The following is an 11,630-nucleotide window of genomic DNA, read 5'->3' as shown; positions in this document are numbered from 1 at the left end:
CCGGCCCGCCGTTGATCGTGTCGATCGGCAGGCGCTCGAAGGCATACTCATAGGGGAAGTCCCGCCACAGGTCGTAGTCCGGATAGAGCCGCCGGATCGCCTTGAACCCCAGCGCCTGCACCCGCCACGGCCGGAAGGCGTGGTGCCCATAGCGCGGCCCCTCCACGTGGATCTGCACGCCGGAACACAGCTGACCGACGTGTTTGTGGAAGGTCGGCTGGAACCACATGTCCCTCAGCACGCAGCCGCCCAGCCAATCCGGCGCGAGCCTGTGCATGTCGGCGATCACCGCCCGCGCGTCGATGTCCGGCGCCCCGAACAGCTCCAGTGGCCGCGTGGTGCCCCGCCCCTCCGACAGGGTCGCGCCCTCCAGCATGACGGTCCCCGCATAGCACCGCGCCATCGACAGGTTCGGCGCGTTCGGGCTCGGGTTGATCCACTCCCTCTGCCCCAGCGGCCAGCCGAAGCCCGGCGCGGCCTCAGGGTCATAGCCCTGCATCTCGATCACGCGGTAATCGACGTCGAGCCGAAAGTGATCGATGAACCAGCGACCCATCTCGCCCATGGTCAGGCCGTGCCGCATCGGAATGGGGCCAGCCCCGACGAAGCTCTCGAAACCGGGCCGGAGCGTCAGTCCTTCGACCGGCCGCCCCACCGGGTTGGGCCGATCCAGCACCCAGACGGTCTTGCCCGTCTCGGCCGCCGCCTCGAGTACATAAAGCAGCGTCGTCACGAAGGTGTAGATGCGGCACCCCAGGTCCTGCAGATCCACCAGGATCACGTCGAACGTCGACAGCATCTGCCCCGTCGGGCGGCGCACCTCGCCGTACAGGCTGAACACCGGAAAGCCGTGGACCGGATCGATCTCGTCTGGGCTCTCCATCATGTTGTCCTGCAGATCGCCCTTCATCCCGTGCTGCGGCCCGAATGCGGCGCTGATGGTCACGCCCGCCGCGATCAGGGCGTCGATGGAATGGGTCAGATCCGCCGTCACCGACGCCGGATGCGCCAACAGAGCCACGCGCCGCCCCTTCAGCTCGGCCAGCAGGGCGGGGTCGGCGAGCAGGCGGTCGATGCCGAACTTCATGGAAGCTCCAGGACAAAGGAGTCGGGGTGATGGAAGTCGGGCTTATCCGACGGATGGGCCAGCGCCCAATAGGAGAAGGTGCCGTCGATGGCCTCGATGACGGCCGACAGTCCCACCTTCTTTCCGCTCATCCCGGCGAAAGCCGGGACCCCGTTCTGTTGTGGGGCACCTTGGCCGGGACCACCGCCCGAGCTTTCACCACTCGCCGGCGCGCCCAAAGCACTGGGTCCCGGCTTTCGCCGGGATGAGCGGAGGGATGGGATCCCTTTATCAAGCGCGATCCGGCCCGTCAGTTCGGCTCTGTCTGGCGAGACCTCGAAGGTCATGATTTCCGCCCCTTGGTCGGCGGCCCGCATCCCTTTGCGATAATCGTCGAACCGATAGGTCGCCCACTGACCTGACGGCGACAGGTTGTATTCCACATAGCCGTCGTCGGCCTGGACGAAGGCCTCGAAGCAGCTGTGCCGCCACAGGTCGTCGGCCCGGCCCGGCTCGACGGGTCCCGGCCAGACCACCTCCGGCATCTGACCCTCCGCGACGAACCTCAGCCACAGCGCCAGGCCGTCGCGTTCGAACAGGACCGTCAGTGTGTCGATCGGGCTCTCCGGCGAGGCGGGGTGCGGCTTCAGCCGGACTTCCAGCATGGTCGGACTGTCGGTCGGCTCGAACATGTCCTGTGACTGCCACGCGCCGAACCGATGGCCAAGCCGTCAGCACGTCCGATCCTGACGTAGGCCGCGCTTACACTCTCATCGGTCGCCGGTCGGCGGGGTCGGTCGGAAACGTGAGAGAAGTGAGAGTCACTCCCACCCCTTCGCCTGACTCTCACCGTCGGCCCTTCGCCCCGGTCCACCGGGCATGCTACAGCCCGCCCTCTTCCCAAAGCCAAGCCCGCCTGACGTCATGACCGAGCCCGCCTTCCAGTCCGATTTCCTCCAGACGCTCCAGGCGCGCGGCTACATCCACCAGATCACCCATCCGGCGGAGCTGGACGCGGCGGCGAAAGCCGACGTGATCTCGGCCTACATCGGCTTCGACGCCACCGCCCCGTCGCTCCACGTCGGCAGCCTGATCCAGATCATGATGCTGCGCCGCCTCCAGCAGGCCGGTCACCGCCCCATCGTCCTGATGGGCGGCGGCACGACCAAGGTCGGCGACCCGACGGGCAAGGACGCCTCGCGCCCCCAGCTGACCGACGAGACGATCCAGTCGAACCTGGACAGCATCAAGCAGGTCTTCTCGAAGTTCCTGATCTTCGGCGACGGCCCGACCGACGCCGTCATGGTCAACAACGACGACTGGCTGTCGGGCTACGGCTACATCCAGTTCCTGCGCGACTTCGGCACGCAATTCACGGTCAACCGCATGTTGGCCTTCGACTCGGTCAAGCTGCGGCTGGAGCGCGAGCAGCCGATGACCTTCCTCGAGTTCAACTACATGCTGATGCAGTCGGTGGACTTCCTGGAGCTGAACCGGAAGCTGGGCGTGACGCTGCAGATGGGCGGCTCGGACCAGTGGGGCAACATCGTCTCCGGCGTCGACCTGGTGCGACGCGTGGATCAGAAGGCCGCCTTCGGCCTGACCACGCCGCTGCTGACAACGGCGTCCGGCGGAAAGATGGGCAAGACGGCGCAAGGGGCGGTGTGGCTGAACGCAGACCAGCTCTCGCCCTTTGACTACTGGCAGTTCTGGCGGAACGCCGAGGACGCCGACGTCGGCCGCTTCATGCGCCTGTTCACCGACCTGCCGCTGGGCGAGATCGCCCACTACGAGGCGCTGCAAGGCGCCGAGATCAACGAGGCCAAAAAGGCGCTGGCCGACGCCGCCACGACCATGCTGCATGGCGCCGACGCCGCCCGATCTGCTCGCGAAGGCGCCGAGGCCGCGTTCGAGCGCGGGGCCGCATCCAGCGACCTTCCGACCGTCGAACTGCCGTCGTCGGAGGTCATCGGCGCCATGATCGCCGCCGTCGCCACCCGCGCAGGCCTTACGGCGTCGAACGGCGAGGCGCGTCGCCTGGCCCAGGGCGGCGGCCTTCGACTGAATGACGAGGCGATCGCGGACGGCGCTAGGTTGATCGCGGCCTCCGACGTACGAGACAGCGTGCTTAAGCTGGGTGCTGGCAAGAAGAAGATCATTCTCGTTCGCCCCGTCTAATCCGCTCATCCCGGCGAAAGCCGGGACCCAGTGCTTTGGGCGATCCGTGGTGGCGATAGGTCGCGTTGCCGGTCCAAGACCGCCTCGCGAAAGGACTGGGTCCCGGCTTTCGCCGGGATGAGCGGCAGGAGGAAGACATGACCGAGATCACCGAAGGCTCCAAGGCCCCCGCGTTCGACATGCCCGCCGACGGCGGCGGCCGCGCGACCCTGTCGGGTCCGACCGTCCTCTACTTCTACCCCAAGGCCGACACGCCCGGCTGCACCAATGAAGCCAAGGACTTCACCGCCCACGCCGACGCCTTCGCCAAGGCGGGCGTCACCGTCATCGGCGTGTCCAAGGACCCGGTGAAGAAGCTCGACAAGTTCAAGGCCAAATACGACCTCAAGGTCACCCTGGCCTCGGACGAGGAGACCGGCGTCACCGAGGCCTACGGCGTCTGGGTCGAGAAGAGCATGTACGGCAAGACCTACATGGGCATCGAACGCGCCACCTTCCTGATCGACGGGGCCGGCGTCGTCCGCCGCGTCTGGCGCAAGGTCTCGGTCAAGGGTCACGCCGAAGAGGTTCTGGCGGCCGTTCAGGCGCTTTGAAACAGGCTGATCCGGTCTCGGACGGTTTCAACAGTCCAGTTTCTGAAATCGACAGATGTAACAAATCGCCCGAGAGGCGAACTTTAACCTTGTCTAGATTCGTTCGCGCGAAAACGACGACTAACATGGTTAAGATTATGTGAACGGTATTGCCGACAGGCAACACTTCACGGATAACGCTTCTCGTGCATGGGGGCGTGTTCACATGGTAGAAGAACAGGGAGCGGTCAGACGCTCTTTGATCGATCGCTGGTTTCCGGAACGGCATGTTTATCTGCGTCAGAACGGCGAAACACGCGGATATGTTCTGACTTCGGGCCGGCAGATGATGATGGCGGGGGTCGCCGTTGTCGGAGCCGCCTGGACGCTGATCGCATCAGGTGGCTTCATCTTCGACATGGTCATGGCCAATCGCGCCGACGAAGAGATCGCCCGCGCCCGCGCCGCGTCCGAACGCCTCAACGCCGACCTCCAGGCTCGCCTCGAAACGGCGGTCATCCGCATGTCGACCACGACGGGCAGCCTCGATGAGATGGCCCAGATGGTCGAGCGGCGTCATGCGGCGCTCACCAACGTCATGGGCATGTTCCGGGGCGTCGACGGTGCCGAGACCGTCATGGCCCCAGCCCCCACTCCACCCGAGGGCGCAGCCACCCCCGTCCAGCGCATTGTCGCCGTCCGCATGGATCAGGAACGCCTGATCGAACGCGCGGGCGATTTCGCCCAGTCGCGCGCCGAGCGGCTGCGGCTGGCCTTCCGGCTCGCGGGACTGAACCCCGCCGCCTACGCCCCGACGGGATCGGCGCTCGGCGGACCGCTTGTAGAAGCCGACGACGCCAAAGCGCTCGCCACCATCCTGGATGTCGATGAGCCCTTCGCGGTTCGTATTCGTCATGCGGCCGACAATCTGACCGAGATGCGCCGTCTCGCCGACGCCGCCGAGGCGCTGCCGTTCGACCGTCCGACGACCGCGCGCACGACCTCCAGCTTCGGCGTGCGCTTCGACCCCTTCAACGGGCGGCCGGCGGTGCATCAGGGCCAGGACTTCGCTGCGCCCCTGAACACCCCGATCTATGCCACGGCTCCCGGAATCGTGTCTTTCGCTGGCGTTCGTTCAGGCTATGGCAACACCGTTGAGATAGACCACGGCCGAGGCTTCAAGACCCGCTACGCCCATCTGAACTCGATCGCCGTGCGGACCGGCCAGCGCGTCGGCCTGACCCAGCGTATCGGAGCGATGGGTTCCACCGGTCGTTCGACCGGCGTGCATCTGCACTATGAGGTGTGGATGAACGGACGTCCGCAAAATCCCGCCCGCTTCATGAGAGCCGGAGACACCCTTGTTCAATAAAGCCAAACCCGCCGCCACACCCGACCGCCCGTCGAACGCCCCGCCGATCCCGCCGCTGCCGGATCTGCCGTCCCCAAGCGCCGGCCGCGCGCCGTCGCCGGCCGCCCCGGCCCCCTCGCCCATCGCCTCGTCGCGCGGGCTGTCGACCCTGTCGTCGGATCTTCAGTTCGATGGCAACGTCTCGGGTGCCGGCGACCTGCAGGTCGACGGCGCGATCAAGGGCGACGTCCGCGTCGGCCGCCTGATCGTCGGCGAGACCGGTGCCATCGAAGGTGCCGTCACCGCCGAATACCTTGAGGTTCGCGGCCGCGTCGTCGGAGCCGTCGCCGGCAAACAGGTCAAACTGGTCTCGACGGCCTACGTCGATGGCGACATCACCGCCGAACAGCTGTCGATTGACATCGGGGCCTATTTCCAGGGCCGCGTGCTGCAAAGCCGACGCGATACCCCGGCTCCGGTCGCTTCGGCTCCACGTCCTGCCTCAGTCGAAACGGCCACGCCCGCGCCGACAACAGCAAATGCCGCCGCCGCGCCCCAGACCATCGAAATGAAGACGCTCTGACCGGCTCTCAGCTTCGCTTCGCCGCCTCGATCGCCGCCGACACCTCGACCGGGTTGATGGTGGCGGTCGTCCGGCCGTTGATCAGGAACGTCGGCGTCCCGACAAGACCAAGCGTCTGACCGGCCGCACTGACGTCGGCGATGAGGTCGTCGGTCTCGGGTGAGCCGATCACTGCCCGCGCGCGGGTCAGATCGACGCCGTTTTCTGTCAGGATCCGATCGACGGCTCCTCGATCCAGCGCGGGCTCGGCCATCAGCGCCTGATGCACTGCCAGATAGCGTCCCTGCGCATGGGCGGCCAGCGCGGCGCGAGCGGCGTAGTCGGAGGTCGTGTCGTCGCCGCGATCCAGGATCGGCCACTCCTTGAAGACGAAGCGCACGTCCGGATGGGCGCGGATCAGGGCGAGGTAGTCCTCGGACACCGCCTTGCAGCCGGGACAGCGGTAGTCGAAGAACTCGATGACCGTCACCTTGGCGTCGGCCGGACCGACGGCGGGGTCGCGCGGGTCGGGAGCCAGAAGGGCCGCATTGGCGGCGACCGCGGCGTTGATTGTTTCGACGCGCTTGGCCTCCTCGCCTTGCTGCCGGGCCTGGACCGCCTCGTCGAGCACCTCGGGATTGGCGATCAGATAGGCGCGAACCCTGTCTCCGAACGAACCGCCCGTCGCATAGGGCACGACGGCCAGACCAAGGGCCACGACAGACAGGGCGACGGCCAGCGCCCCGCCCCGACCCGAGGCGAAGAAGGCCAACGGGTCGCGCGTGGGCGGGGTCGGGGAAGGCGTGTCGTCAGTCATGCGGGTCTCGGTGAAGTCGGGATCAGGCGCCGGGCGGGGCGATGACGGTCCCGCGCTGGCGCTCCTGACGACGATCAAGGTCGTCGATGTCGTCCATGGTGGCGCCTGACGCCAGGACGATGTCCATGGCGCGACGCCATTCGATCGAACCGCGCGGCAGCAGGTCGCGCGCGCGCAGGGCGAACTGGGTCGCCTGCTCCTGGCCCCCGGCAGCGAAGTAGAACTCGGCCGAGGCCAGACGAGCTTCCCCCTCCTTGCCCTGGCTGGAATAGGCCTGGGACAGGAGGCGCCAGGCGAGGGTGTTCTCGGGCTCCCGCGCGGTGGCCAGTTTCAGATTGTCGACCGCATCCTCGAGCTGGGTCGGGTCCCGGGTTTCGATCAGGGCGTGGGCGAGATTGATGCGGAGCAAGGGCGCATCCGGCAGCAGCTCCACCGAGCGACGGTGGGCGGCGATGGCCTCGGCCGGACGGCCTTCCTCGAACAGGATCTGGCCCTTCAACTCCCAGAGGAAGGGATTGCCCTCGTCCTCGGCGATCAGGGCGTCGGTGGCGTCCAGCGCTCGCTGGGTCTGGCCATCGCGGTACCAGGCGATGGCGCGGGCGTAGCGCGCGGGGAAGGAGGTGTCGGTCTCCAGGTAGGTCCGCAGCGTCTGCGTCGGCGGATTCATGAAGGCCTGGATCTTCGCGCGGATCAGGGCGTGCTGGGCCATGCGCTCCGGGCTGTCGACGCGGCTGTAGTTCGACATCGCTTCCACGGGGCGGCGCAGGGCCTCGATGCGCTGGCCCGATAGCGGGTGGCTGCGGAAGTAGGGGAAACGGCGGGCGTCGGAGAAGACCTCCTGGCTGCGGAAGTTCTCGAAGAACTCCACAAGCCCCCGAGCGGACTCGCCCGCCGCCTCCAGGCCTCGTGCGGCGGTGATGTCGGCCTCGCCCTCCTGCCCCTGGAGGTAGCGCAGGGCCCCGAGCGTGCCGAAATACTGGCCCGAGCCCAAGAGGGCGGCACCGGCACCGGGCTCGCCCGCCAGGACCGCCAGCGCGCCCAGAGCCATGGACATCAGGAAGGGCTGCATGCCCGCGCCCTGGGCACCGTCCCGCAAGGTGTGGCGGTTCTTGATATGGCCGGCCTCGTGGGCGATCACGCCCAGGAGCTGGTTGGGGTTCTGCGTCCGCAGGATGAGGCCGGTATTGATGCCCATGATCCGCCCGCGCGTAGCGAAGGCGTTCAAATCATTGTCGGCGACCAGCAGCACCTCGACGTCGGCCGGCTCCAGGCCCATCGCCACGAAGACAGGGTCAGACCACTCGCGGATGATGCCCTCGATCTCGGTGTCCCGGATCGTGGACTGTGCGGAGACGGGGGTGGCGGCCACCGCCATGGCCAGGGCGGCAACGAACCCGGTCACGAGCCGGAAGGCGAGACGGGTCAGCCCGATCATGGCGAACTCCTCAGACAGGCGCCCCCGCCTCATCTCCCCAAGCTAGTGCGGATTGATCAGAGACGCCACCACCCGCGCTTGGGCTTGGGCGGGGGTGCGGTGATCTGCGCCGGGTCATTGGCGATGATCTCGGTCACGCTCGGCCCAGCCGGGGCCAGGTCCGGCTCGATCGTGGCCGCGACGGGCTCGGGCGCCGGCTCAGGCTCCGCCTCAGGCTCAGGGGTGGCCTCAATGACCGGCTCGGGCACGGAATCCGGGGCGATCGGCTCGACCGGTTCCGCTTCGACAACGGCCTCGGTCTTGGTCACCTCAGCATCGGCTTCGACTGCGGCCGTGACGGCCGCCGACTTGCGCCGGACCCGACGACGCTGGGGCTCGGCCGGGAGGTCCGCCGCGGACCCGGTCGCCGCGACCTCGTCCGTGTCGACAGCGGGGTCGGCCCCTCCTTCGACAATACCTGCGTCATCCTGTTCGAAGCGATCGCGGCCGCGACCCCGGCCACGACGGCGGCGACGGCGGCCACCCTCGCGGTCGCCGGATACGCCGGCCTCGAGGCTTTCAGGCGTGCGAGCCGGACGGTCGCCCTCGGCCTCTCCTGTGGCCGGTGCGGGCCCACGCTCGCCGCGCGGCTGCGGATTCAGCGGATCGAACCAGACATAGGGGTCTTCCAGCGACGGCGTGCGGCCGCGCACCCAGAAGAAGGCGCTGGATCCGGCTTCGCCTTCGCCGTCCTCGCGGACGCGGCGACCGCCACGACGGCCCCGGCGACGGCGACGACCATCGGCGTCATCATCGTCGTCGTTGGCGGGGGCCTGAGCCCCGGCGTCCGATGGACCCGTTTCGTCCCGACGGCCGCCGCGACGGCGGCGACCCCGGCCTCTACGGCCGTCGCCGTCTTGTCGTTCCGCCCTCTCGCGCGGCTCGTCGTCGTCGGCGTCCTCGCCGTCGAGCTGTTCCTCGGTCTCGTCGTCGAAGAGGTCGTCCTCGTCGTCGTCCTCGTCCTCCTCAACGAAGGCGGCATCGTCGAAATCGTCCTCAAGAGCCGCCAGGGACACAGTCGTCTCCGGCGGAGTGAAATCCTCGTTGGTCTCGGTCCGCTCGATCTGGCTTTCGCCCTGACCCAAGCGGTCGTCGATCTGGATGACGACGGCGAGACCGCGCGTCTTCTGCAGATGCTGCAGGTAATCGCGCTTGTGGTTCAGGATGTAGAGGGCGACGGCCGAGGAGACCTTCAGGTTGATCACGCCCGCGCCGTTTTTGCCGGCTTCGATGTCGACGGCGCGGAGCACCATCAGGGCCGCGCTCTCCGCCGATCGGACGCGACCCGCGCCGGCGCAGTGCGGACAGACCTCGGTGGCGCCCTCGATCACGCCCAGACGACGGCGCTGGCGGCTGATCTCCATCAGGCCGAAGCCCGAGATGCGGCCCATCTGGATGCGGGCGCGGTCCCGCGCCAGCTCGTCCTTCAGGATGCGTTCGACGGTCCGGTTGTTCTTGGACTCGTCCATGTCGATGAAGTCGATGACGATCAGACCCGCAAGGTCGCGCAGACGCAGCTGGCGCGCGGCCTCGACGGCGGCCTCGCAGTTGGTCTTGAAGGCCGTGGCCTCGACGTTGCGCTCCTTGGTGGCGCGGCCGGAGTTGACATCAATCGCGACCAGCGCCTCGGTCTGGTTGATCACCAGATAGCCGCCGGACTTCAACGGCACGACCGGCTGGTGGATCTGGGTCAGCAGCTCCTCGATGCCGTGGGCCGCGAACAGGGGCTTCGAGCCCTGATACAGATGCACCTTCTTGGCCTGGCTCGGCATCAGCACGCGCATGAAGTCGCGCGCTTCCTTGAAACCCTCGATGCCCTCCACCTGAATGCCGTCGAAGTCCTTGTCGAACATGTCGCGCACGGCGCGACGAACCAGGTTCTCTTCTTCGTAGATGAGCGATGGTGCGTGGCTGGCCAGCGTCGTCTCGCGGATCGTTTCCCACAGGCGCAGCAGATATTCGTAGTCGCGCTTGATCTCGGCCTTGGTGCGCTTGGCCCCAGCCGTGCGAATGATCAGGCCCATGCCGCGCGGCACGTCCAGAGCCGCCGCAGCGGCCTTCAGGCGCTTGCGGTCCGTCGCCTGGGTGATCTTGCGAGAGATGCCGCCGCCTTTGCCGGTGTTGGGCATGAGCACGCAGTAGCGGCCCGCCAGCGATAGCCAGGTCGTCAGTGCCGCGCCCTTGCCGCCGCGTTCGTCCTTGACGACCTGGACCAGCAGGATCTGGCGGCGCTTGATGACGTCCTGGATCTTGTAGCGCCGCATCAGGCGGCGCTTCAGGCGCTCCTCTTCGGCCATGCCGCCTTCGGACTCGCCGTCGTCGGATTCACGGCCTAGATCGTCCTGATCGTCCTCGTCGGAATGAGCCTCGGCCGCGATGGCTTCACGGTCAGCGGCCGGGATCTGGTAGTAGTCCGGGTGGATCTCGTTGAAGGCCAGGAAGCCGTGGCGATTGCCACCGTATTCGACGAAGGCGGCCTGCAGGCTGGGCTCTACGCGCGTGACCTTGGCGAGATAGATGTTTCCGCGAAGCTGGCGCTTGGTCTTCGACTCGAAGTCGAATTCCTCAACCTGGCGGCCGTCCACGATGGCGACGCGGGTTTCCTCCGCGTGCGCTGCATCGATCAGCATTGTCTTGGACATGGAAGCTTTCTCTCTGGCGCGCTCGGCCGGCCCGCAGGTGCGGGGTCATGGCGGCTCGCCGAATGGGGTAGGAGGCGCTCACGTCGCGCGCTGTCCCCGCGTCATGGCCTTGACCGATGACGACGACCGGCCCGGGATGGGCTGTCGGTTCGAGGGTTGCGCAGGCGGTTGGGCCCATGGGTTCTGGTCGGTCCTGGAGCCGGTCTCGCGCGAAGGCAAGGGCTCCGGTTCGGATTGGCCCGGCTCCGTCGATTCTCGGGCATGGCCGAGGAGGTCTCGAAAGGCGGGAAGCGTGCGCCGCGCCGGGGCCGCGCCGGTCCATCAGGACAGGAGCGCGATCGTTCGCGGACATCTGCAAGCATAAGCATGCGGAACGTGAATGAAAAGGCGCACGAATTTCATACCCGCCTTAACCCCATGCTCACCGCCATCGGTCATGGTGTGGGCAACGATAATGGTGGGTCGCCGACAGAATGCCGCGTCCGATGCGTTTCAACCTGTCCGCCTGGAGCCTGCGCGAGTGGGCCATGACCCTGCTCGCGCTTGGTATTCTTGCCGGCGTGCTGGCCGTGGCGGGACAAGGCATGGCCTCCGGTGCGACAGGCGATGTGCGTGGCGTCCGCTTCGGCGGCGACGCCAACCGGACCCGGGTCGTGATCGACCTCGATCGGTCAGCCCGGGGTGAGGTGATCGAATCCGGAGACAACGGCCGCCTGATCCTGACGCTCGCGGGTGTCGGAGCCGGCCGGGGTGTCGACGGCGCGGGAACAGGCCTGGTGCGCGACTGGCGAGTCAGCTCCTCTGGCACCGCTTCGCGGGTGCAGCTGGGCCTGGCCCGTACGGCCCGCATCGAGCGCCGCTTCCTGCTGCCGCCCGGCGACGGGGTCGCGCACTACCGCTATGTCATCGACATCGCCTCGACGGGCGGAGCGGCGGCGGCTCCGGTGCGCGAAACCCGGCGCCCTGCG

General features: G+C 67.5%; 9 protein-coding genes and 1 pseudogene. 5 read left to right on the top strand and 5 right to left on the bottom strand.

The annotated features are described in order from the left end of the window. Both IP78_RS03600 and IP78_RS03595 read right to left on the bottom strand, forming a co-directional pair. On the bottom strand, nucleotides 1-1,087 hold a 1,087-nt coding region (locus tag IP78_RS03600; RefSeq protein ID WP_054110345.1), incomplete at its 3' end, for an exo-beta-N-acetylmuramidase NamZ domain-containing protein. Then, nucleotides 1,084-1,758: a DOMON-like domain-containing protein gene (locus IP78_RS03595; RefSeq protein WP_054110344.1), complete on the bottom strand. Its 675-nt coding sequence runs from the start codon at nucleotides 1,756-1,758 to the stop codon at nucleotides 1,084-1,086. The genes IP78_RS03595 and IP78_RS03600, both read right to left, overlap by 4 nt. A gap of 232 nt (nucleotides 1,759-1,990) precedes the next feature. Here IP78_RS03595 and tyrS point away from each other — a divergent pair, with 232 nt between their 5' ends. The 4 genes from tyrS to IP78_RS03575 all read left to right on the top strand — a co-directional run bounded on the left by tyrS (nucleotide 1,991) and on the right by IP78_RS03575 (nucleotide 5,750). Next, nucleotides 1,991-3,244 carry a tyrosine--tRNA ligase gene (tyrS, locus tag IP78_RS03590; RefSeq protein ID WP_054110343.1) on the top strand — a complete coding sequence of 418 codons (1,254 nt, stop codon included), beginning with the start codon at nucleotides 1,991-1,993 and terminating at the stop codon, nucleotides 3,242-3,244. Nucleotides 3,245-3,381: 137 nt separating this feature from the next. Next, a complete protein-coding gene (locus tag IP78_RS03585) occupies nucleotides 3,382-3,837 on the top strand; it encodes a peroxiredoxin (RefSeq protein ID WP_054110348.1) in 456 nt (151 codons plus the stop codon). Nucleotides 3,838-4,042: 205 nt separating this feature from the next. After that, complete coding sequence (locus tag IP78_RS03580; protein WP_054110342.1) at nucleotides 4,043-5,188, top strand: peptidoglycan DD-metalloendopeptidase family protein; 1,146 nt, start codon at nucleotides 4,043-4,045, stop codon at nucleotides 5,186-5,188. Next, complete coding sequence (locus IP78_RS03575; RefSeq protein ID WP_054110341.1) at nucleotides 5,178-5,750, top strand: polymer-forming cytoskeletal protein; 573 nt, start codon at nucleotides 5,178-5,180, stop codon at nucleotides 5,748-5,750. The genes IP78_RS03580 and IP78_RS03575 overlap by 11 nt, the downstream gene beginning before the upstream one ends. A gap of 7 nt (nucleotides 5,751-5,757) precedes the next feature. Here the strand turns inward: IP78_RS03575 and IP78_RS03570 are convergent, their stop codons facing one another. Genes IP78_RS03570 through IP78_RS03560 form a run of 3 tightly spaced genes read right to left on the bottom strand, consistent with a single transcriptional unit; the run spans nucleotide 5,758 to nucleotide 10,662 of the window. Continuing rightward, nucleotides 5,758-6,546 carry a thioredoxin domain-containing protein gene (locus tag IP78_RS03570; RefSeq protein WP_054110347.1) on the bottom strand — a complete coding sequence of 263 codons (789 nt, stop codon included), beginning with the start codon at nucleotides 6,544-6,546 and terminating at the stop codon, nucleotides 5,758-5,760. Between the two features lie 22 nt (nucleotides 6,547-6,568). Continuing rightward, on the bottom strand, nucleotides 6,569-7,981 hold the full coding sequence (locus IP78_RS03565; RefSeq protein WP_054110346.1) for a M48 family metalloprotease: 1,413 nt from the start codon (nucleotides 7,979-7,981) through the stop codon (nucleotides 6,569-6,571). Between the two features lie 56 nt (nucleotides 7,982-8,037). Next, nucleotides 8,038-10,662, bottom strand: coding sequence for a ribonuclease E/G (locus IP78_RS03560; protein WP_054110340.1), 2,625 nt, complete (start codon nucleotides 10,660-10,662; stop codon nucleotides 8,038-8,040). A gap of 485 nt (nucleotides 10,663-11,147) precedes the next feature. Here IP78_RS03560 and IP78_RS03555 point away from each other — a divergent pair. Further along, nucleotides 11,148-11,630, top strand: a pseudogene (locus IP78_RS03555) (AMIN domain-containing protein); the annotation flags it as partial.

Source organism: Brevundimonas sp. AAP58 (assembly GCF_001295975.1).
Taxonomy (GTDB): domain Bacteria; phylum Pseudomonadota; class Alphaproteobacteria; order Caulobacterales; family Caulobacteraceae; genus Brevundimonas.
Note: the sequence above shows the minus strand (reverse complement) of the source record. Positions and strands in the feature narration are given on the sequence as shown.